The sequence below is a fragment of the Spirosoma soli genome (assembly GCF_042684525.1).
Classification (GTDB): domain Bacteria; phylum Bacteroidota; class Bacteroidia; order Cytophagales; family Spirosomataceae; genus Spirosoma; species Spirosoma soli.
This window is the reverse complement of sequence record NZ_JBHULN010000029.1, coordinates 1-20553: the sequence shown is the minus strand read 5'-3', so window position 1 is coordinate 20553 and position 20553 is coordinate 1. Positions and strand designations below refer to the sequence as shown.

Annotated in this window: 24 protein-coding genes; 19 read left to right on the top strand and 5 right to left on the bottom strand. The window is 47.7% G+C overall.

All coding sequences use genetic code 11. The features are described 5' to 3' along the window. Positions 1-31 precede the first annotated feature (31 nt). Together ACFSUS_RS27990 and ACFSUS_RS27985 are read right to left on the bottom strand one after the other, a co-directional pair. Positions 32-613: a Maf family protein gene (locus ACFSUS_RS27990; protein WP_381528251.1), complete on the bottom strand. Its 582-nt coding sequence runs from the start codon at positions 611-613 to the stop codon at positions 32-34. Between the two features lie 187 nt (positions 614-800). Continuing rightward, entirely contained in the window at positions 801-1499 is a 699-nt protein-coding gene (locus ACFSUS_RS27985) for a 3-keto-disaccharide hydrolase (protein WP_381528249.1), read from the bottom strand. Between the two features lie 334 nt (positions 1500-1833). On the opposite strand from ACFSUS_RS27985, the gene ACFSUS_RS27980 reads away from it, so the two are divergent. From ACFSUS_RS27980 to ACFSUS_RS27945, 8 genes are all read left to right on the top strand, one after another. Next, a complete protein-coding gene (locus tag ACFSUS_RS27980; protein ID WP_381528246.1) occupies positions 1834-2355 on the top strand; it encodes a GNAT family N-acetyltransferase in 522 nt (173 codons plus the stop codon). 75 nt (positions 2356-2430) lie between these two features. Continuing rightward, a complete protein-coding gene (locus ACFSUS_RS27975) occupies positions 2431-4401 on the top strand; it encodes a BamA/TamA family outer membrane protein (protein WP_381528244.1) in 1971 nt (656 codons plus the stop codon). A gap of 54 nt (positions 4402-4455) precedes the next feature. Further along, entirely contained in the window at positions 4456-4911 is a 456-nt protein-coding gene (locus ACFSUS_RS27970; protein WP_381528241.1) for a MarR family winged helix-turn-helix transcriptional regulator, read from the top strand. 50 nt (positions 4912-4961) lie between these two features. Then, a complete protein-coding gene (locus tag ACFSUS_RS27965; RefSeq protein WP_381528238.1) occupies positions 4962-5588 on the top strand; it encodes a YceI family protein in 627 nt (208 codons plus the stop codon). 197 nt (positions 5589-5785) lie between these two features. Next, complete coding sequence (locus ACFSUS_RS27960; RefSeq protein ID WP_381528235.1) at positions 5786-6217, top strand: MarR family winged helix-turn-helix transcriptional regulator; 432 nt, start codon at positions 5786-5788, stop codon at positions 6215-6217. A 1-nt stretch (position 6218) separates the two neighbouring features. After that, the gene (locus ACFSUS_RS27955; protein WP_381528232.1) at positions 6219-7547 is read left to right on the top strand and encodes a TolC family protein; all 1329 of its coding nucleotides are present in this window, start codon (positions 6219-6221) and stop codon (positions 7545-7547) included. Positions 7548-7577: 30 nt separating this feature from the next. Next, positions 7578-8690: an HlyD family secretion protein gene (locus ACFSUS_RS27950; protein WP_381528229.1), complete on the top strand. Its 1113-nt coding sequence runs from the start codon at positions 7578-7580 to the stop codon at positions 8688-8690. A gap of 199 nt (positions 8691-8889) precedes the next feature. Further along, positions 8890-10446 (top strand): DHA2 family efflux MFS transporter permease subunit, encoded by a 1557-nt coding sequence (locus ACFSUS_RS27945; protein ID WP_381528227.1) that lies wholly within the window; start codon positions 8890-8892, stop codon positions 10444-10446. A 28-nt stretch (positions 10447-10474) separates the two neighbouring features. On the opposite strand, the gene ACFSUS_RS27940 is transcribed toward ACFSUS_RS27945, so the two are convergent. Beyond that, positions 10475-10918: a type I restriction enzyme HsdR N-terminal domain-containing protein gene (locus ACFSUS_RS27940; protein WP_381528224.1), complete on the bottom strand. Its 444-nt coding sequence runs from the start codon at positions 10916-10918 to the stop codon at positions 10475-10477. A 119-nt stretch (positions 10919-11037) separates the two neighbouring features. On the opposite strand from ACFSUS_RS27940, the gene ACFSUS_RS27935 reads away from it, so the two are divergent. Beyond that, positions 11038-11808: an AMP nucleosidase gene (locus ACFSUS_RS27935; RefSeq protein ID WP_381528223.1), complete on the top strand. Its 771-nt coding sequence runs from the start codon at positions 11038-11040 to the stop codon at positions 11806-11808. A gap of 38 nt (positions 11809-11846) precedes the next feature. Beyond that, the gene (locus ACFSUS_RS27930) at positions 11847-13052 is read left to right on the top strand and encodes a tyrosine-type recombinase/integrase (protein ID WP_381528221.1); all 1206 of its coding nucleotides are present in this window, start codon (positions 11847-11849) and stop codon (positions 13050-13052) included. Here the strand turns inward: ACFSUS_RS27930 and ACFSUS_RS27925 are convergent. Beyond that, positions 13027-13245, bottom strand: coding sequence for a hypothetical protein (locus tag ACFSUS_RS27925; protein ID WP_381528219.1), 219 nt, complete (start codon positions 13243-13245; stop codon positions 13027-13029). The two genes, ACFSUS_RS27930 and ACFSUS_RS27925, sit on opposite strands and share 26 nt — an antisense overlap. A gap of 439 nt (positions 13246-13684) precedes the next feature. On the opposite strand from ACFSUS_RS27925, the gene ACFSUS_RS27920 reads away from it, so the two are divergent. The 4 genes from ACFSUS_RS27920 (at position 13685) to ACFSUS_RS27905 (ending at position 16377) form a co-directional block, all read left to right on the top strand. Beyond that, a complete protein-coding gene (locus tag ACFSUS_RS27920; protein ID WP_381528217.1) occupies positions 13685-14206 on the top strand; it encodes a hypothetical protein in 522 nt (173 codons plus the stop codon). Between the two features lie 393 nt (positions 14207-14599). Further along, the gene (locus tag ACFSUS_RS27915; RefSeq protein ID WP_381528216.1) at positions 14600-15430 is read left to right on the top strand and encodes a hypothetical protein; all 831 of its coding nucleotides are present in this window, start codon (positions 14600-14602) and stop codon (positions 15428-15430) included. Beyond that, positions 15417-15647: a hypothetical protein gene (locus tag ACFSUS_RS27910; RefSeq protein WP_381528214.1), complete on the top strand. Its 231-nt coding sequence runs from the start codon at positions 15417-15419 to the stop codon at positions 15645-15647. Before ACFSUS_RS27915 ends, ACFSUS_RS27910 begins: the two co-directional genes overlap by 14 nt. 106 nt (positions 15648-15753) lie before the next feature. Next, complete coding sequence (locus ACFSUS_RS27905) at positions 15754-16377, top strand: hypothetical protein (protein WP_381528212.1); 624 nt, start codon at positions 15754-15756, stop codon at positions 16375-16377. A 20-nt stretch (positions 16378-16397) separates the two neighbouring features. Here ACFSUS_RS27905 and ACFSUS_RS27900 read toward each other — a convergent pair whose 3' ends face one another. Then, a complete protein-coding gene (locus ACFSUS_RS27900) occupies positions 16398-16655 on the bottom strand; it encodes a hypothetical protein (RefSeq protein WP_381528210.1) in 258 nt (85 codons plus the stop codon). A gap of 75 nt (positions 16656-16730) precedes the next feature. Between ACFSUS_RS27900 and ACFSUS_RS27895 the strand changes: the two genes are divergently transcribed. The 5 genes from ACFSUS_RS27895 (at position 16731) to ACFSUS_RS27875 (ending at position 20281) form a co-directional block, all read left to right on the top strand. After that, entirely contained in the window at positions 16731-17132 is a 402-nt protein-coding gene (locus ACFSUS_RS27895) for a hypothetical protein (RefSeq protein WP_381528208.1), read from the top strand. 625 nt (positions 17133-17757) lie between these two features. Then, positions 17758-18135 carry a DUF4160 domain-containing protein gene (locus tag ACFSUS_RS27890; RefSeq protein WP_381528206.1) on the top strand — a complete coding sequence of 126 codons (378 nt, stop codon included), beginning with the start codon at positions 17758-17760 and terminating at the stop codon, positions 18133-18135. A 324-nt stretch (positions 18136-18459) separates the two neighbouring features. Beyond that, positions 18460-18999, top strand: a complete 540-nt coding sequence (locus tag ACFSUS_RS27885; RefSeq protein WP_381528205.1) for a hypothetical protein — start codon at positions 18460-18462, stop codon at positions 18997-18999. Between the two features lie 369 nt (positions 19000-19368). Then, on the top strand, positions 19369-19620 hold the full coding sequence (locus ACFSUS_RS27880; RefSeq protein WP_381528203.1) for a hypothetical protein: 252 nt from the start codon (positions 19369-19371) through the stop codon (positions 19618-19620). Between the two features lie 403 nt (positions 19621-20023). Then, positions 20024-20281: a hypothetical protein gene (locus ACFSUS_RS27875; RefSeq protein ID WP_381528201.1), complete on the top strand. Its 258-nt coding sequence runs from the start codon at positions 20024-20026 to the stop codon at positions 20279-20281. Positions 20282-20553: the final 272 nt, after the last annotated feature.

The following is a 20553-nucleotide window of genomic DNA, read 5'->3' as shown; positions in this document are numbered from 1 at the left end:
CTTAATGAAAATGGGCAGTAAACATACACGTTTATGAGCGACTTTCATACGACTTCAACGCCTGATACACCCGGTGCGTAGGCAAGCCCATTACGGTATAAAAGGAACCTTCGAGCCGTTCGATGCCTACCAGGCCAATAAAATCCTGTGCGCCATAAGACCCCGCCTTATCGAAGGGCTGGCAAGCCTGTATGTAGTACGTAATTTCTTCTTCCGTCAATGAGGCAAAATAGACCGTGGTTTCATCCGTGAACGATTCGAGCCCATCAGGCGACAAGATGGCTACGCCCGTCCGCACCCGATGTGTATTACCCGATAAAGTGCGTAACATGCGCCGGGCATCCGCTTCGTCCTGTGGTTTATTCAAAATCTGGTTGTTCAGAATGACCACTGTATCAGCGCAGAGCACAATTTTCTCGTCTGTATCCGCCTGAAATTGTTCGGCTTTCTGGTGGGCGAGGTATTCGGCTACCTCATCGACGGGCATGGTATCAGGAAATGCTTCGTCGGTGGGGCGGGTCTCGATGGTAAAGGTGAAACCGGCGTCGGTCATGAGTTGCTTTCGACGGGGCGACCCCGAGGCCAGCACCAGTGGATAACGTAAGGATAACACAGTAACTAATGATGAATTATAAATGATGAATGCAGCAGGCCACCCGGCCCCTGCCTGGTTCGGCCGGTGCGGTAGTCTACTGACTAGGTCGGGGTATTATCCGGTCCAGGATTAAATAACACGAGAGCAAAGTTTCAAACTTCGTTCAACATCGCTCGCTCAAACAGTTTCTTAAAGAACGCAATTTTTAGTCCAGGCGTCTGACTTTGATATTTTTTAGCCAAACCTTCTGGCCATGATGCTGAAACATAAGCACGCCATTGGTCGATTTAGCAAACCGGGGGTTATCCTTGTATTTACTCTTACTGATTAATTGGCTGAGTGCAGGGGAGCCAATTTCATAGTCAACCACTTTTACGCCGTTTAACCAGTGCTCAACATGGTTGGCGTTGACAATAAGCCGCGACTGATTATACTCGCCCACGGGTTTTAAGACCTTATTCGTGGGAGCGATCAGGTCATACAGCGAACCCGCCGAGCGAATCGGTGCTTTGTCGTTGAAGTCAACGTCGTCCAATAGCTGCATTTCAAAATTGTCGAGCCAATTTGGACTGTTTCCGTTATCGACCACTTTGTTAGCGGCTTCATCAATGTAATAAAAAACGCCACTATTGCCTGCTTTGGATATTTTCCAGTCCAAGTTCAGTTCAAAATTTTTGAAGTTCTCTTTCGTCACCAGGTCGATATTTGGCGCGCCTGTTTGCGCGACCAGGGCACCATCTTCAATATGCCAGGACTGGGCGGGAAACGAACTCATTTGATACCCTCGCAAGGCTTCAGTGGATTTTCCCTCAAACAGAGATATCCAGTTATTTTTCTGCTGAGCACTCACCCAGGTAGTCATTAACGAAAAAAGAAGAATCAGGTAAAAGGTTAACGGCTTCATTGATTAGTTAAGTGAAATGAATTGTTACCCGTCAGGCACGTACCTTGAAGGCGTTTTGTAAACCCCAAAATTAACTACAGATCCCCGGCAGTTTGTGCCTGTAAATCAGAATTCAATAAATCTGCCCTTACCTTTTGCTGAACTTGAAAAGAATGCTGTGACGCGTAAGAATACAGGGGCGATGGCTCCGGTTCTATTTTCATGCTGGCCTGCAACCACCAACGGTTAATAAGCATCTTTATTTAAGAGAGTTAATCAGGGCGTTCTTAAAAATGCAGGCGAATTTCGGCGTATATTCGTTATTCAAATGGGATAACTTCAACTTACATCATCCTTGACCATTCGATTTGCTACGGTAGCGGACGCAACTTTGCTGACCGACCTGGCCACAACTACACTCCGCGAAGCGTTTGGGCCTCCCCACAACCCGGCTGAGCTTGTTGACGAATACATCCAATCGGCCATTACTGAACGTATTATAGAGGCTGAGCTTACTGATTCGCGTTCCACGTTTTTCTTGCTGGAGTCGGCCGATGGGGCTGCCATTGGGTACGCTAAACTGCGTCGGCATGCCCCGCCCCGCCGGATGAGGGAACGAAACGCCATTGAGATTCAGCGTATCTATCTGTTAAAGAGTCAAGTAGGGCAGGGGCAAGGCCGGTTTCTGATGCAACATTGTCTTGACTGGGCAGCCGAGCAAGGCTACGCGGCTGTGTGGCTTGGGGTGTGGGAACAGAACGAGCGGGCGTTGACATTTTACAAAAAAGCGGGATTCGAGCGGTTTGGCTATCACTATTTTCAATTTGGCTCTGAGCGCCAGCGGGATTATTGGCTCCAAAAACAGTTAATTGCCTGACAGTTGATTCCTTTAACAAAAATCAGGTTTAAACCATTTGTGCCGAGCCCGTTCTAAGATCTACCCTGCATTGCCATGAACCAACTGCATTTGAACAAGTATGCATTAACCCTGCGCCATTGGCTGGTAGGGTTGATGGTGCTTGGCCTATGCAATACGGGGGCAGTCGCTCAACAGGATACAACCCGCAGGCAGATTCAGCAAAAACGAGAGACAGATTCATTAGCGACGGTTTATTCTAAAGTAGTGGCCGACAGTGCGCTGATGCAACGGGACAGCGTATTCTACAGCCGGTTGAAAACCAGGATGTATAAACATCGCCTGACTCGCCAGTTCTACGACGCGGTTTTTCGGGACGTCTATAACAGCCGTATCCAGACCGGTGAGGTCAGCCAGATCGAGGTTAATCCCTTCAAGCCGTTTGAAGGACGTATTATTGGCGACATTTTTATCCGCCGATTGGGCGTTTTTGGTCAAACCGTTTATGATACCCTCCGAAAACCCGGCAACTGGATCGAGCGTACCGGTAACCGGGTGCACACCAATACCCGTGAGAACGTAATTCGCCACTCTTACCTGCTCTTTAAAGAAGGTGACGCAGTAGACCCTACGGTACTGCGTGATAATGAACGGTTATTGCGGAACACGTCTATTTTTCATGATGCCCGAATTCTGGTTCTACCGAGGGAAGGGAGTCGTCAGTTTGTCGATGTGTATGTAATCACACAGGATGTCTGGTCGTTACTGCCCAGTGGTGGTTTCGGCGGCTTCAATAACTTTAGCGTTGGGTTCGAGCAGCGTAACTTCCGGGGGCTTGGTCACCAGCTTCTTGGCCAGATCAACTATAACGGGAGCGATCCGCGCCAAAAAGCCGAATACCAGGGGCGATATGTAGTACCCTTCATTGGCAAGACGTTTTTAACCGCTCAGGCTGATGTGTTGTATCTGCGTGATCTCAAACAGGCGTCGGCCCGATTGTATCGCCCGTTTTTGACGCCCGATACCAAATACGCCGGCTCGATTGAGCTGAACTACACCCAGGTAAATAACCGATTGGTGACCCGTGACGACAGCGTTTTGTCGGTGCCTGTCAGCTATAATTATTCGGATGTGTGGATTGGCCGGTCGTTCCGGCTGTTCTACAATCCGCGGGATCAGGATGAAAAAGGACGTACCCGACTCATCATTGCGTTGCGGAATACCAACTACGAGTATACGAAACGGCCAGACGTAACGTCGGATACTAACCAGATTTATCAGGACAGTCGCACAACGTTGTTCAGCGTAGGCATTACCCGGCGTAAATACGTTCGCGACGTACTTATTTATGGCTTTGGTCGAACGGAGGACGTTCCGGTAGGAGAGTCCATTTCGACCATTGTCGGGTTAGATAACGCTGAGTTGGGACAACGTATGTATTTGGGTGCCAACTTTTCGCAGGGTAAATACATCCAGAAATTTGGCTATGTCTACGGTCTGATCAGTCTAGGAGGATATATCCACAGTTCAGGTATTGAACAAGGAGTATTCTCTTTTGAGTCAAACTATTTTAGTCCACTCCTGAAAAGTAGATGGGGCAACATGCGCCATTTTTTTAATTCACGCTATACGACCGGTATTGGGCGCTTTAGCAATGAATATATTTCGCTGAGCAGCAGCGGAGGAGTAGGCGTTAACACTGATGGCTTTGGCATTAACAGTGATGCACTTCGTGGCACAAAGCGGTGGTTTGTCAACTACGAAAACATTCTGTTCTCGAAGCTAAGCCTGGTTGGGTTTCGGGTAGCCTTCATTACGTTCGCGAACCTGGGTTTAATTAGCTTCCCTGACCGGGCACTGCTCCGGGGACCCTTGTACCAGGGCTATGGCATTGGCTTCCGGCTGCGAAATGAAAACCTGACGTTCAACAGCTTTCAGATTCGTCTGGCGTACTACCCTAACATTCCGGGCAATACAATTCCCTTCCGGCAGGCGTTTGAGGGCGTGCCAACCTTGCGCTTCCGTGATTTCGACCTTTCGGCTCCACAAATTATTCCGTACCGATAAATTATTTTGTATATAATGTTGTTACATTAATTGTAACTGCATTATATTTGTACCATGTCAATAGAAACAGACATCAAACAGACCACTCCGTTTAAAAGCCCCTACCAGCGGCTGATGGTCAATTTAATGTATACGAGTAATTGGGTAGCAGATGCTCAGACCCAAGTACTAAAGCCGTTTGGATTGACGTTACAGCAATTTAATGTGCTCCGTATACTGCGGGGGCAATATCCTAATCCAGTTAAGGTAAGTGATATAACCGAACGCATGCTCGACAAAATGTCGAATGCCTCGCGCCTGGTTGATAAGTTGGTTGCCAAACAACTGGTAGTACGAACCGAGTGCCCGAGCGATCGCCGGGCGGTCGATGTTGTCATTACCGAACAGGGACTGGCTTTACTGAAACGCCTGGACAGGCGCCAGAACGAATGGGACGAGTCGCAGCAATGTAAACTGACCAAAGAAGAAGCCACTTACCTCAGTCAGATGCTGGACCGCATGCGAAGCTAAACAAGCACCATCTAATCAATTTATACAACCAAAAGTAAAATCTAATTTCTATGAAAACACGTCAATTCCTGACAGGTCTGGTAGCCGTAGCGGTACTGGCCAGTACATCGGCCTTCGTTGGTCGCGGTGTAGACTCACCGGGTAAGAAGGCCCCTGCTGCTTATAAAGTAGACACGCAGAAGAGCGTATTAAACTGGAACGGTAAAAAAGTAACCGGCGAACATTCAGGTACGGTGAAACTGGGCGATGGCTCACTAACGGTTGATGGTAACAAGCTGACCGGCGGTACGTTCACCTTCGACATGAACAGCATCACCTGCACTGATCTGACCGACGCTGGCTATAATGCTAAGTTCATCGGCCACATGAAGTCCGAAGATTTCTTCAACACGGCGAAGTTCCCAACGTCTACGTTCAAAATTACCAAAGTGACACCAAAAGGGGGGAATGCGTACGACATCACCGGCAACATGACCATCAAAGGCATCACGAATGCTGTAACGTTCCCGGCTACGGTGAAAATGAACGGTAATTCTATTGAAGCCGACGGAAAAGCTACCCTTGACCGCACGAAGTATGACATCCGTTACGGTTCGAAATCTTTCTTCGAAAACATTGGCGACAAAGCGATCTACGACGACTTTACAGTAGAAATAAAGCTGGTGGCCAGCAAGTAATCTATTATTTGTATCCCACCTTTCTAGAATCCCTGACACCTAGCGGTGCCAGGGATTTTTGTATTATATTAATATTTATTTGTTGCAACAGTTTGATTAAAAGCATATTAAAATTTAATAAACTTCACTTATACCTTTGTTTAAACGAAACTTGTTTAAACAAGTGTTAGTTATATTTGCACACGACATTAGTAGTCATGGAAAAGCAATTTAAGAACGACTATCACCGGCTGATCGCCAATCTGCATCGGACAGACGGTTATATTTTTAACTTTTTTCAGCAAAAGCTATCCCCGTTCGACCTCTCTGTACAGCAATATATCGTTCTGCGGCATTTGCAGGATGTGTACCCAAATACGCTAACCGTCAGCGAAGTGAAGGAGCGACTAACGGATCATAACTCGGATGTTACCCGGCTGATTGATCGGCTGGTGGCTAAGGACTTAGTAACGCGGGAAGTTGATGCTGAAAATCGTCGCCGTGTCAATCTAAAGCTGACCGAATCTTCATATCGCTTTACTGGGGAGGTGGCTGAGCAGTTTAAGGATTTTGAGTCGATCGTCAGCCATTTGACGGATGAGGAAGTAAAGACACTGAATACACTCCTGGATAAAATCAGAAATAAATAACATGAAAAAGTACCTAGTAGGGTTTGCCTTGTGGGGGATCAATATTGTTGGGGCGGCTGCTCAGACCACCCCAACGAATCTCCCGTTAGATCAGGCCATTCAACTCGCGCTGAAAAACAACAAAGGGGTTAAACTAGCCGATTCGCGTACGCAGGCGGCTGAAGCCCGTGCACAAGAAGTTAAAGATCGCGGTCTACCGCAGGCGAATGCATCGTTGGCTTACTCGCGTTATAGCCTGACAGGTCCCTTTGCGTTTGGAGAAGGTACCGACGGTAAGCCCTTGTTTGGTATTCCCGCTGGCGCATTCAATGCAACCATGGGTGGCGCAACCGTTAGTAAAGAAGTGTTTGGTGGATTTGCCGAAAAGTCAGCCCGCTTATCGGCGGATCTGTTAGCGCGGGCCAGCCAATTAGACGCCCGGCGGAACCGACAGGAGCTGGTTTATACGGTCACCGACGCCTACTACAACATTGTCAAGCTGATTCGGTCAACCAGCGTCATTGACCAGAATATTCGGCAGTTCGACGAACGGGAGCGGGAAGCCCGAAACCTGGAGAAAGAAGGCATCGTAACGGCCAACGAGGTGCTGAAGATTCAATTGCAGAAAAATAACCTGCAACTCAGTCGCCTACAGGCCGATAAGGCCCGCCAAACGGCACTCTATAACTTCAACTTACTGATCGGTTTGCCAGAAAACCAGGTGGTGGCTGTCGACACGACACTAAGCAACCCGGCTACAACCCTGGAGCCGCTGGAGAGCTTCCTGAATCAGTCCGTTCGGGTGCGGCCAGAAGTACAGGCGAACTCCTTACGCGTACAGGCCGCCGATGCCCAGCTTAAAAACGTAAAGAGCAGCAAGTATCCGCATCTGGGCGTATCGCTGGGCTATAACTACATCAACCCAACGGCCAATGTAATTCCGGAAGCCAGTTCGTTTATCTCGGCCTGGAACGTGGGCGCTGGATTGACCTACAACATTGGCTCGTTGTATAACCTGAAAGGACGATTAAACACGGCCAAGACGGCAATTGACCAGGCTAATCTGCAAAGCCAGCAGCAAACGGACCAGATCCGGTCAGAAGTTGTTACGTCTTACAACAACTATCAGCTAGCGCTTGAGCAGCAGAATGTTATCCGTACCGCGCTGACGCAGGCCCAGGAAAACTACCGGCTGACCGAATCGCGATTCCGCAATGGTCTGGTTGGAGCAACTGACTTTCTGGAAGCGAATAGCTTTCTGATTCAGGCGCAACTAAACGTCATAAATGCTACGGTTGATGCACAATTAGCGTATCAGCGCTTGTTGAGAGCGACGGGCACAAACCTTTAATCACAAACGACTTCTTATCAAACAGTTATCATGAATACCAAAACGTTAATTCGCGTAGGTGGCGTTATCATCTTAGTCGCTGCGCTCTTTTTTGGCTATACTGAGTTCCGGTATCTGCAACGTTATGAAACGACCGACGATGCTCAGATCGACGGAGACGTTGACCCCGTTACGCCCAAAGTAGGCGGTTATATCAAGGCCATTCGCTTCAAAGACAACCAGTCGGTTAAAGAAGGCGATACGCTGTTTGTGATTGATGATGCCGATTATCGCATCCGGGTGGCGCAGGCTGAAGCTGCTTTGCAAAGTGCCCAGGCGGCTGCTGGTGTCAGCCGTACAAACGTGAGTGTGGCCGCGGCTACTATTCAAAGTTCGCAGGCGGGTGTGCAAACCGCTCGCAATCAGGTGGCTGCGGCTCAGGCGAACGTAGTAGCCGCTCAGGCGCGGGCTCGTCGGGCTAACCAGGATTTTGAACGCTACCAGCGATTACTCGCTGAGAAAACCGTACCGCAACAACAGTTCGACGCTATTCAGGCCGAGCGCGATGCTGCTCAGGCCCAATTACAGGCCGCTCAGGCGCAACTACAAACGGCTCAATCGCAGGTTAATGCAGCCAGTTCTCAGACGGGCGTAACCAGCTCGCAACGCCGGACGACGGAAAGCCAGATTTCGGTGGCACAGGCAACCGTGAAGCAACGGCAGACTGAGCTTGATCTGGCTAAGCTCCAGCTTTCGTATACGATCGTACGCGCACCGGCTACGGGGGTTGTTTCTAAGCGGTCTGTGCAGGTAGGTCAGCTTATTCAGCCTGGTCAGGCGCTTTGCTCAGTAGTTGGTAACTCGAACCTGTGGGTGACAGCCAACTTCAAGGAAACGCAACTGAATCAAATGCAGATTGGCCAGGTCGTGACCATTGACGTCGACGCCTTTGGTGACCAGAAGCTGACGGGGCATGTCGGATCATTCGCCGGCGCTACTGGCGCGAAGTTCTCGCTGCTGCCACCAGACAATGCGACCGGTAACTACGTGAAAGTGGTTCAACGCGTACCCGTCCGTATCGAACTCGACAAAAACAGCCCGCTATATGCCAAACTACGTCCCGGCTTAAGTGCCAACGTAGCGGTTGATTTACAGGGTAAATAATCGGTTCAAGATTAACTGTGTATAGTTGGCAGGGTAGTGCTGCTTAAATTGATAGACAAGGCCAAGTCATTTTGTCATTCTGACCGGGACGCGTAGTCGATAGGAAGAATCTTTTGTAACGATCTGTAAGGAGATTCCTCCTGCGTCGGAATGACAAAATGACTCACAAAAACCCTGAGCTTTTTTAACTCATCTTATTATGAAATTAGGTTTTGACAAGTGGATAGTCGTGATCACCGTAACGACGGCGGCCCTGCTACAAACCATTGACTCATCGATCGTCAACGTAACCTTGAACCAGATGATGGGTAACCTGGGGGCGTCGCTGGGCGATATCAGCTGGGTCGTAACGGGCTATGCAGCGGCCAGCGCCGTCATGATTACGATGTCGGGCTGGCTAACGGCTAAGCTGGGTCGTCGAAATTACTTTGCTGCTTCCATCATATTGTTCACCATAGCGTCGATCTTTTGCGGTACCTCGACCAACGTTTGGGAACTGGTATTTTTCCGCGTAGTGCAGGGCATTGGTGGCGGTGGTCTGCTGACTACCGCGCAATCCATTCTGATACAGACTTTCCCCAAGGAAGACCTGGGTATTGCCAATGCAATCTTCGGTATGGGTGTCATCATTGGGCCGTCGATTGGTCCAACGCTGGGTGGCTACATCACCGATAACCTGTCGTGGAACTGGGTGTTTTACATCAATATTCCGTTTGGTATTCTGGCCACCATATTAACCTACGCGTACATTAAGGAGCCTACCGAAAAAATGATAGCTGGTAAGATGGACTGGCTCGCCCTGATTCTGCTGATCATGGGTATCGGTGGTTTGCAGATCATCCTGGAAAAAGGCGAAGAAAAAGACTGGTTCGATTCGAGCTTCATTGTCGGCATGTCCGTTGCCGCCGGGGTTGGCCTGATTGGCTTTATCTGGCGCCAGCTAGCCGTTAAGCTGCCCATCCTTGACCTGCGGTTATTACGTCGGCGTCGCTATGCGGTCGGTACCCTGTTCAACTTCATTCTGGGATTTGGTCTGTTTGCTTCGGTGTTCATCATCCCGGTTTTCTGTCAGACCATTTTGGGGTTTACGGCTAGCCAAACCGGTTTGCTGCTCATGCCTGGCTCAATCATGACCGGGTTTATGATGCCGATTGTCGGTGGGTTGCTGCGTAAAAATTACATTTCGCCAATCTGGTACGCTGCTATCGGCTTTGTGCTCTTCTTCGGTTTCTGCTTCGATCTATCGGCAATTAGCCTCGAAGCCGGTCCAGATTACTTCTTCTGGCCGCTTATTATCCGGGGCGTAGGTATGGGACTGATTTTTATTCCGCTGACCACTGTTACGTTGGCTGATTTGAATAATGTCGAGATTCCACAGGGGTCGGCCCTGACAGGTATGATTCGTCAGTTGGGTGGTACGTTCGGTACGGCCATCATGACGACCTATATCTCGACCCGCACAGTGTTTCACGGCTCTCGCTTAGCCGATAACATTTCAATTTATAACCCGCTATCGGCGGACCGACTACGGCAGTATACAAACCTGTTTTTGTCGAAAGGTGACGCATTAATTACTGCAACGGGTAAGGCCTATGGGCTTATGCAGGGGGCTGTGATGAAACAGGCGCTCGTGATGACCTACGCCGATGCGTTCCTCGTTATTGGTGCTTTCTTCATGATCTGTGTGCCGCTTCTGTTGCTGTTTATTGGTAAGAAGATTGAAACGCCAGCCCACGTAGAAATGGCGATGGAGTAATAAAAGTAGCCTGGACCAGCGGTCCAGGCTACTCAAACGCCGGGAAATCGTCCAGAAACCGGATCTCCGCTGTCTCGTGGTCAACGCAGCAACAGTAATGCGTCAGGCCGTTAGAAATAACCAGATACGGAGCGCGGTGAACATGGTTATAGCGGGCGATCTGATCGAACACAGATTGAGTTAGCGGAATGTGCGGTGCCTTACATTCTACCACCAGAAACGGCTGCCCCTGCCGGTCGAACGCAACAACATCCGTCCGCTTCTGCGTTTGATTGAGTGTTAGCCCGCCTTCCGAACGAATCAGCGCTTTAGGGTACGCATAATGCGTCAGCAGTAAGTTGACAATATGCTGCCGCACCCACTCCTCGGGCGACAGCCGGACGTACTTCTTCCGTAACAAATCGAAAATGTAAGGTTTCCCTTCGACTTGCTTAGTTTTGCAATCAAATGTGGGCAGGTTCAGCGTGACCATGTGTCAAATATAAAGAGCGAAAAGCCGAAAGAGTGAAAGAGCGGTCAAAAATCAGCTGGCATTTTCACTTGTTGAATTCTATTGCGGCACTCTTTCGCTCTTTCATTCTTTCACTCTTTATGAAAACTAAAGAAGAAATTGTACAGAACTGGTTGCCCCGCTACACGGGTACGCCCATTGAGCAATTCGGCGAATACATCCTGCTGACCAACTTCATCAATTACGTCGAGCTGTTTGCCAACAAGTTCGACGTCGAGATTTTTGGGATGGGCCGCGCCATGCAGACAGCTACGGCCAACAACATCACCATCATTAACTTTGGCATGGGCAGCGCGATGGCGGCAACCGTCATGGATTTACTGTCGGCCATTTCGCCCAAAGCCGTCTTGTTTTTAGGGAAGTGTGGTGGACTAAAGAAAACGCAGGTAGGTGATTTAATTCTGCCCATTGCCGCTATCCGGGGTGAGGGAACCAGTAACGACTACATGCGCCCCGAAATTCCGGCGCTTCCTTCATTCCGCCTGCAACGAGCCGTATCGTCAACCATCAAACGCTACGAACTCGACTACTGGACCGGTACCGTGTACACTACCAACCGACGCATCTGGGAGCACGACGAAGTATTTAAAGACTACCTGCGCGAAATTCGGGCGATGGCCATCGACATGGAAACGGCTACGGTGTTCACAGTCGGCTTTGTGAATGCTATTCCTCACGGTGCACTACTCCTGGTTTCCGATAATCCGCTGGTACCCGAAGGTGTGAAGACGGAAGAAAGCGACAAGCGCGTAACGGGCCAGTTTGTCAATAAGCACCTTGAAATCGGCATTGACGCCCTGCTTGAACTCGAATCTTCGGGCGAATCGGTGAAGCATTTGCGGTTTGAGTAGAGACGTAACATATTGCGTCTCTACAACATCTGCCGTACATGATCACCATCCAGATTGACGAACAAGACCCCACCTGTTTAGGCGTTTATTTTCCCCAGGACCCCATTGGCAACGACCTGATTGGCCAAGTACCCGGCCGACGCTTTAGTCGTTCGCGAAGAGGCTGGCTGGTACCTAACACCCGCGATTCGGTCGTAATGCTGGGAAAACTGTTTGGTAAAGACTACTGCCGCTTCGACGAGGCCGTCGTACGGCTATACAAGCCTACTGCCACTACTGCCGAGGTTGAGCAGGCTACCAATCCCATATGGCCACCGCCTGGTACGCCCCAATCTGCCGGGTCGCCGGACCTCCGAAAGCCCTTCCGCTACGTACCGCCCGGCGTGAGTTTGCCCACACGCGAGTATGATCGGCATCCGGTTATTGTGGCCGTTTCGGAAGTGATGCGGGTGCAGAACTACAGCTATAAAACCTTTAAAAACTACAAACAGGCCCTAATTGCACTGATCCGGTACGCCAGCCCCAAAATGCCCGATGAGTTAACTAAACCTCTGTATCAGCGGTATCTGCTGTTTTTGGTGCAAAAGAAACGGCTGAGTAGCGGTACGCTTAACGTTCACATCAATGCATGGAAGTTTTACCAGGAGAAAGTGTTAAAGCGCGACAAGGCGTATTACGATGTTCAATACCCGCGTCAGCCCACCAAACTGCCGACTGTGTACAGCGTTACGGAAGTAAAGGCAATTTTCAGAGCCACCACCAGTCTGAAATACCAAACATTATTTAAGCTAGTGTATGCCACTGGCCTGCGCGTCGGCGAAGTGGCCGCGCTACGCATCACTGACCTCGACCGCGTTCGGCGACTGATCACCATCCGGGGCGGCAAAGGCAAAAAAGACCGGATAGTCATGCTCTCAGAAAAGCTCGAAATAGATATTGATGCGTATTTAGACCGACATAGGCCGAAACGGTATCTGTTTGAGGAATCCGAAACGAATGAGCCGCTCTCGAAACGAGCGATTCAACAGGTCTACAGTAATGCCGTCATTCATGCCCGGATTCAGAAACGGGGCGGTATTCATACACTGCGGCATAGCTTTGCCACTCACCTGCTCGAATCCGGCACGGATATTCGGTACATTCAGCAGTTGCTGGGACACGAAAGCATTACAACAACCATGCGCTACACACACGTAACGTCGGATAAAATCAGTACACTTAAAAGCCCACTGGACGACCTGTGAGGTCGTGCCGACGCAACATCAGGCGCAGTTGCGACAGACTATAGAACCGGCTTTTGAGCACGTATCCTTGTGTATAGCGCTTCATACTACGCCGAATGCGTCGGAGCTCACCGCGTTTGGTAATCCGATACAGTTCGTTGTTGTTATCGAAGAAGTAGTTATCATACCCTTCGATATCCCAGATTCGTTGCACTGGAACGTGTTGTATATACCGTTTAGTCAATTGGCGAAAAGATGGTTTGTAAGTTCCAGGCTAAATATATTCATTTGTTAGTCAGCCGCCCAACTAAATACACCGTTAAAAAGTGCGGAACTATACACAATTTACTGCCAATTTATTAACTTTCAATAGTTCCGTAAATTCGCGTACTATAGTATGTTGGGTGCATAGAACAAGCTGAAAAACAACGTAGTAGTGGTCGGGTCTCGTGCGACAGGTTGCCCGTCCCAAAGTCGGGCTCGTTAGGCGGCTTCGTGCGACAAGTTGCACGGCTCGTTATGGAAATTATGCTTGTTAGGCATCTTTCGTACGACACAGGAGCGGTTTGCATTGTTAGGCTTCGCGCTTTGGAGTTAAATAATTGGCGACGTAAATGTCACTAAAATTATCACCCAACTGGCCGTGTAATAATATGATGTTGTCTCAAGTGATTTGCTTGCGCGTCGGGCTTTTCTCTACTTTTTTTATTGTGGCTTGCAAAGGTAAACCATTTATTGAAACTATTTGGTATACAGCCGTTTATCAAAATCCATCTAAACAATATCTGGATACGTTGAAAATTTCCGATTTTCCCCGGAAGCGATTATTTTGCTTTCTTGAGATTAACCGTCTGGATTCGTCAAAATACAGTTCTTTTTATTTACAAAGTTCAGCTAAAAAGCAACCTATAGAACTGGTTTTAGTCGCTAAGAAGTCAGGATTATTTTTAGATGAAAACAGGGACCGTTATCTCGTTGCGACTCGTTACTTTGAAGATGAAGCATTATTCGAATCACTTGTAAATCGCCTGAGCGAAAGTTATATTATTCTCAAAACTGATTCTAAGCCTGATACTGTATATTTGAAAGGTGAGCGGCTCGAAAGGGTTAACCATCTGACAATAGAATATGCAGAAAATATACTTTCAAAAAGAGTCGAGACAAAGACTGAGTAATATACGCTCTGCATGGTCGGCTCTCCGGCGACAGGTAGCACGCTGGTAAGTCGAGCACTTCAGCCCAACCAAACGGGTGTGTAAAGGTTCAGGTACGTGTGTTGAGGCAAGTTTCGCGCCCACCATCAACACCCGTTGGCGTTGGGTGCAGCCAAACAGCGAGTGCTTCCATCTTCGGCTTTGGTCGACAGGCAGCACGTCCCGCAACAGAGCAGTTTTGACACGTTAGGCGTTTTCAGTCGACACGAGAACCGCCCCGGTTGAGGTAGCCCAAAAAGTAGGTTTGGCACGTAGCGTGGTACAGAGGAAACGTCCAGGTTCGGCAAGTTTAAAATTAAATTGACATACTACCCAGAGACAGCCTATAAGCACCCTTTAACGAATGCATTTTAGATGGATAAAGAGGCTTTAAAAATATTGCTCAACTACAAGCGAATTTCTAGTAAAACGTATTCATTTTACCAAATAACAGCCGAAGAATTTGAGATTGCGAAAAAGGCAGGATTGATGTTTGATAATATAGTATTGTCTCATAATCAAGCAATTGACTGGCTCTTTGAAGCTAAATCAAAGGTTGATAAAGAACACGTTACTGCGTTGTTCTTGGCTAGCCTTTCAAGTAATAGATTAGAATGGCGTAGTGGATTACCCGCCTACGTTTTAAGCAGTCATTTCCCATCTCATCAGTACTCAAAGACGGATGAAAATAATTCCTTCTACTGTCCGATTTGCGGGGATATGCTAATCGACGATCCACAGGAAATAGACTTATCATTTTACAACTATACCCGCTTCACAAGTGGAGGTGAGATGGTGATTGACGATAGATTTGAGGTCAGTCGATTAGCGTTTTGCCTTGACCAACATTCGAGACTTTCTAAAGTAGCGCCCAATCAAGACGACATTACTATTTTTAAAAATATAATAGATACCATACTTCAATCCGGTGAAGATGATACACCCAATGATTTAGAGAAATCAATAGCGTCTAAAAAACTTTTTAAGTCAAATCATTGGCAAAGAAGGTTCTTGCTCGAAATATTAAGTTTTTGCAATATCATTGAAAGTCCTCGAGCAACAGGCTACACGTCTAAATTCATCCCACCTAACAAACGTTACAGAGACGATCACGTAAGTGAATGGCACTATCCAATCAGACTTTGGCGAGGTCAAGATGGAATCAATAAAGCAGCGCTAAATTATTGGTTTGGTGAGTATCTTTGATTACAATAAATTCCGCTGGCGGGGTTTCTGGCGACAGGTTGCACGTCCCGAAGGAAAGTTTGCAGCCCAACTGACTGAGTGTGTAAAGGCAGCGGATACGCGTATTTTTCAAGTAGCTTACGGGGCCATCAGCACTCAGAGTCGTTGGGTGATGAGCAACAAGCTGAAAGGTGTGTTTGCCGGTTTCAGTCGACACAAGACACGATTCGAGCAATGAACTTTTAGGCGTTCATATCCGGCACCTGTTGACACGAGAAACGCCCCGGCAAAATTTTTGACATATTTCCACACACTAATTAACTTTATTAGACGATTAATAACTCATGAAATTAGATAAGGTTAAGCTAAGGTATATATCTGTTGGATTGTTAGTTCTCGCTATTTTGGAGATCTTCCAAGACAAGCTAGGGGTAAAAATAGATACAACAACAATTATTATAATTGGGCTAGCGATTCTACTTTACATTCTTCCTGAATTATCAAACCTTACAAAATTTAAATATGGAGACATAGAACTCGAATTCGAGAAAAAGGTAGATGAGCTTGAAAAGCTAATTATTGAAGAGGAAAAAGTTGGCGGTCCTGTAAAAATAAATAAGGAATCAAACGTCACTTGGCAGAGTTATTACAAAGAATATAATGATATACTAAATTCAAAATCATCTAATATTGAAAAGATTTTAAGAGCAGCACAACTTGTGGAATTAATGATTTCAGTAGCAGGAAAAGATTTTGGTCTGGATGAACATTCAAAATTAAAAAACTCAACAAGTGTTATACGAGAATTACATAAAAATGCTTTAATATCTAAAGAAGAACTAGATATTTATAACGAATTCTATTCATTAAGAAACAAAATTGTTCATGGTGAAATTAAGGAGTTGAGCGATGCACTAACAATTAGAATTCTTGACTTACTATGGAGAATAGTTAGAATATTTGGCTGACAAATGATTTCATTTTCTATTTATACGAAATAAGTAGACTGCCGGGCGACAAGAAACTCGCCGGTTGAGAAGCCAAGGCAGCCCAACCAAACAGGGGTGTAAAGGTTGATGCTACTTTTGTTGTTTGAGCCGGTCCCATCGGCCATCAACCCCTGTTGGCGTTGGGTGAACCAAACAGGCTGGGAGTTTAAGGGCGGGTTACAGTCGACAGTGGAGCCGCCCCGACAGGCAAGTTTAGGCTCGTTGGTCGGCTTCCGGCTGACAAAAGAAACACCCAAGTTAGGTGAATGTGAATTTCTATTTCCAGCTTGTGTGCGACAAGTTAGTTAGTCAACAAGCCAGCATAAATGTCAATGATTGATAACGAATTGGAGCAATGGCGTAGAATGACAACTTGGGTGTCGGCGGCTTTTGATGAAGCCACTTATGAGCACTATGCTCAAAAACCAGGCTATTTTAGAGTAGACCGCTCTCTAAAAGACTATGTTCAGGCGCTAAACACTATTGATTTCCCTGTCGAATTGCCAAGTGATCTCCAAAAAATGATTGCTTTTCTGTCTGTCGACGGCTTTTTTAGTCACTATCATATTGCTTATAATGACTGGTTCCACAGCAAAGACTTTGAACGTCTAATTGATAGCCAGTACAGTGTATCAGAATTATTGGCAAGCAAACAGGGCTTGGATTACCTTCGTGAGTGTTTAGTTAATTTGTCTTGGTGGCATCTCACCAGAGGTGATCTACAGGGAACTTAATTCACTCCGCGTGGGCGGCTGTCGGGCGACAGGTTGCTCGCCCCCGAAGGAAAGTGTACAGCCCAACCGGCAGGGGGTGTAAAGGTTGAAAGTAGCTTGTGTTCAGTAACGTAGCGTCCTCATCCATCAACCCCCTGGGGCGTTGTACGACAAACCACCTACCGCTCCTTGCTTTTGTGCTATTTTTTGGGTTGCTTGCTGGCGCGGGAAGCTCGCTTAACAGCGACGGCAAGCAACCCAAAAAACGACGCCCAACCGCAGCAGCCCATTCCTGAATGGGTGACAACGGGCCAACAAGCGAGCCGGTCGGGCCGGTGTTTACGCGCTACAACATCCGCGAGGGTGTAAAGGCCCGACAGCCAAGTTAGTTCAGTGAAGTTGCTTACGGGGCCTTTCAGCCCTCGCTTGTTGTTGGGTGGACACAACAGCCAGTGCTTCCATTTCCAGCGTTTGGGCGACAGTGGACAGGTCCCGTAACAAAGCGATTTTGGCGCGTTAGGTGGCTCCGGTCGACACAAGAAACGCCCCGGAAAGGCGTCTATTGGCTTGCTGGGCGGCTTCCGGGTGACAAATCGAACTCCTACAAGCGCATCACCTTATTTTAGATAGAAAGGCCTACGATTTTATGGATGAAGGAGAAGTACTTGAATTACTAGAAAATCTGAGAAATAAGTTAGCGCAAATGGAATTGCTGACTCGTCCAAGTAGAGGTGGTGATTACATAGAACTTTTACTTCTCAAAAAAGAGAATCTGAAATTTAGAATAGATGCAGACTTCAATCATTCCAGACCACATTTTCATGTAGATTATGGGCGTGAATTCCATGCTTTAAGCGTATGCATAAATACTGGAGAGGTTTTGGCAGGATACATACCGAACAAATATCTAAAGACTGTTACCTTCTGGGTAGAGGAGAACAAGGAAACTCTTCTGAAGATATGGGACTCTTTGAGACTCAATCAGAATGCTACTCCCTTCGTAGCTCAACTAAAAGCAGTATAATCTTTTTATCAATGGGTTAGTCTCGTGCGACAGGGAGCACGTCCCGAGAGAAAGTCGGCAACCCAACCGGCAGGGGGTGTAAAGGCGGGCGAGTCGTTCGCTCCTTTCGGCTAACTTACAAGGCCATCAACCCCCTGGGTCGTTGGGTGAAGAGTCTAAGCCGTTCTACAGTCCAGTGTTCCGGCGACAAAGCGAACGCCCCGTGTGGGTAAGTTTGTGCTTCCATTTGCGGGTTCCGGGCGACACAAGACTCGTCCCGGTTAGGCAGCTTTGGGCTTTCAATTCCAGTTTGTGGGTGACAAGAGTCAATTGAGTCAAATTCCAATGAACGAAATTAAATATATAAGGGCAGAGGATCGTGAAACAGAAATTGATTTCCTTTCCATTTTGGCAGTCAGAAAAGAGATTGAAAGACAGCACTCAATTGAAAACAAGGAGTCAATTACTCCCGAAAACTTCATCGGGGTTACAATTACGCACTCCTTTGATGACACAAAATTACCCATCTCTTTAGACTATGTATTTTTAGAAAGCGATTGGAACACATACGTAGAGACAGAAGTAACTGTCAGGGGCTGTTTCAATTACGGACTGAAGTTTCATACCGACTTGTGGAAGGGGTATAACCATTTAGCTATTCTCGAATTTGAGGGAGAGGTCCCCAAGGTTCTTCTTTCATTGAAACCACATTTAGAATCAAAACGCTGGGACCCAAGATACATAATCTGCCGCAAGGAAGATGTACACAGGTGCCAAAAGCAACTTAAGGCTGCAAAAGAAGAGCATGATGAGTTTATACGTATTCATAATCCTGAACTTTATTCTGCTGATGGGAAAGAAGATATTAAGGCTGGTTTGGGGTGACAGGAGGCACGCCTGTTGGCCGAGTACACAGCCCAACCCAGCAGGTGTGTAAAGGCCAAAGCTACCCCAGTTTATTTTGGCTTCTGCGCCCGCCATCAACACCTGCGGTCGTTGGGTGGACACAACAGGCTGTAACGTAACGGTGGGCTTGTGTGCGACAGTGGGCTCGTCCCGTGACAGGCCGGTTTTGGCTCGTTAGGCGGCTTTGGTCGACACGAGAATCGCCCCCATTAGGGAGTCAAAAAAGTGTATTTGGCACGTAGCGCCGACACGAGAATCGCCCCAATTGGGGTGGTTAAACTGACGAGGTAAATTTCGGCCGACATTGAAAACATCTGAATTGATTAGGCTCATTAAACCATTTTTAAATTGACCGAAAAGATGGGGCTATTTGACTTTTTAAAACCTAAAAGCGATAAAACTCCCAAGCCTAAATTTGAAATTGGTACTCCGGTCTCGGAAATTGAAAGACCTGATGTGAGTGGACTGATTGACTACTACTTTTGGCACTATAAAGACAAAGAGTACAAATTTCACATTAGCATCAACGGAAAAAGGAAATCAAGACGATACTCCGGTAAGGAATTACAAGAGTTGATTACAACAAACCCAGCGACTTGATAAATATTGTTTATGAAAAAAGAAGTCTCGTTGTTGTCGGCTCCCTCTGTCACCGTTCCGGCGACAGAGGGCTCGTCCCGAGGGAAAGTCGGCAGCCCAACCAGCAGGGGGTGTAAAGGCTGACGCTACGTTCGTTCAGGCACGTAGTGTCACCCGCCATCAACCCCCTGGGTCGTTGGGTGGTACAAACAGCTTAGGCTTCCATTTAGGCGTTTCGGTTGACAGGTTGCAGACCGCAGAGGTCAAGTTTTTGCTCGTTCGGTGAGCTTCGTGTGACACGAGAAACGCCCCGGTTGGGTAGATTTAGATTTCGGGGCAGCATCTTGGTGACTGGGCGCCCCCCGAAAGGCAAGTTCTGGGCTTCGAACTCGGTATAAATGTCAAACCCTAAATTCTCTAAAATATGTTCGGTATCTTCTCCAACAAGCCTTTGTCTGAACTGAGTTTGGAAGAACTCAAAAGCCAAGAAAAATCAGCTCAAACAGCCCTTCGATGGTTCGGTATTTTTGTCTTGGCAATGATTGCCTTCGTTGCGTTTTGGACTGGCACGAAGGGCTATAATCCGATCAACTTGATATTCTTGTTGGCGAGTTGTTCTTTGCCTGCTATAGCGGCTGCTAAACTAAAGCAGATTAGAACTGAAATAAGCTCACGAGTATAACAGAAACGCTCCGCGTAGGGTCGCTTCTGGGCGACAGGACGCTCGTCCCACAGGAAAGCGGGGCAGCCCAACCAAACAAGGGTGTAAAGGTTGACGTTACGTGTGTTCAGGCACGTAGTGTCATCATCAATCCATCAACCCCTGTGGTCGTTGGGTGTTCCGAGCAGGCCGTAACGTAGTGGTGGGCTTCCGTGCGACAAAGGAGCCGTCTCCGCAGGCCGTTTTAGGGCTCGTCTGTCAGCTTCGGTTGGCACGAGAATCGCCTTAGTTGT

Excerpts from the sequence above, each read along its gene's own strand:
- ACFSUS_RS27985 (WP_381528249.1), bottom strand. The coding sequence starts at position 1,499 with ATGAAGCCGTTAACCTTTTACCTGATTCTTCTTTTTTCGTTAATGACT.
- ACFSUS_RS27975 (WP_381528244.1), top strand. The coding sequence starts at position 2,431 with ATGAACCAACTGCATTTGAACAAGTATGCATTAACCCTGCGCCATTGG.
- ACFSUS_RS27970 (WP_381528241.1), top strand. The coding sequence starts at position 4,456 with ATGTCAATAGAAACAGACATCAAACAGACCACTCCGTTTAAAAGCCCC.
- ACFSUS_RS27965 (WP_381528238.1), top strand. The coding sequence starts at position 4,962 with ATGAAAACACGTCAATTCCTGACAGGTCTGGTAGCCGTAGCGGTACTG.
- ACFSUS_RS27960 (WP_381528235.1), top strand. The coding sequence starts at position 5,786 with ATGGAAAAGCAATTTAAGAACGACTATCACCGGCTGATCGCCAATCTG.
- ACFSUS_RS27955 (WP_381528232.1), top strand. The coding sequence starts at position 6,219 with ATGAAAAAGTACCTAGTAGGGTTTGCCTTGTGGGGGATCAATATTGTT.
- ACFSUS_RS27950 (WP_381528229.1), top strand. The coding sequence starts at position 7,578 with ATGAATACCAAAACGTTAATTCGCGTAGGTGGCGTTATCATCTTAGTC.
- ACFSUS_RS27945 (WP_381528227.1), top strand. The coding sequence starts at position 8,890 with ATGAAATTAGGTTTTGACAAGTGGATAGTCGTGATCACCGTAACGACG.
- ACFSUS_RS27940 (WP_381528224.1), bottom strand. The coding sequence starts at position 10,918 with ATGGTCACGCTGAACCTGCCCACATTTGATTGCAAAACTAAGCAAGTC.
- ACFSUS_RS27935 (WP_381528223.1), top strand. The coding sequence starts at position 11,038 with ATGAAAACTAAAGAAGAAATTGTACAGAACTGGTTGCCCCGCTACACG.
- ACFSUS_RS27930 (WP_381528221.1), top strand. The coding sequence starts at position 11,847 with ATGATCACCATCCAGATTGACGAACAAGACCCCACCTGTTTAGGCGTT.
- ACFSUS_RS27920 (WP_381528217.1), top strand. The coding sequence starts at position 13,685 with ATGATGTTGTCTCAAGTGATTTGCTTGCGCGTCGGGCTTTTCTCTACT.
- ACFSUS_RS27915 (WP_381528216.1), top strand. The coding sequence starts at position 14,600 with ATGGATAAAGAGGCTTTAAAAATATTGCTCAACTACAAGCGAATTTCT.
- ACFSUS_RS27905 (WP_381528212.1), top strand. The coding sequence starts at position 15,754 with ATGAAATTAGATAAGGTTAAGCTAAGGTATATATCTGTTGGATTGTTA.
- ACFSUS_RS27895 (WP_381528208.1), top strand. The coding sequence starts at position 16,731 with ATGATTGATAACGAATTGGAGCAATGGCGTAGAATGACAACTTGGGTG.
- ACFSUS_RS27890 (WP_381528206.1), top strand. The coding sequence starts at position 17,758 with ATGGATGAAGGAGAAGTACTTGAATTACTAGAAAATCTGAGAAATAAG.
- ACFSUS_RS27885 (WP_381528205.1), top strand. The coding sequence starts at position 18,460 with ATGAACGAAATTAAATATATAAGGGCAGAGGATCGTGAAACAGAAATT.
- ACFSUS_RS27875 (WP_381528201.1), top strand. The coding sequence starts at position 20,024 with ATGTTCGGTATCTTCTCCAACAAGCCTTTGTCTGAACTGAGTTTGGAA.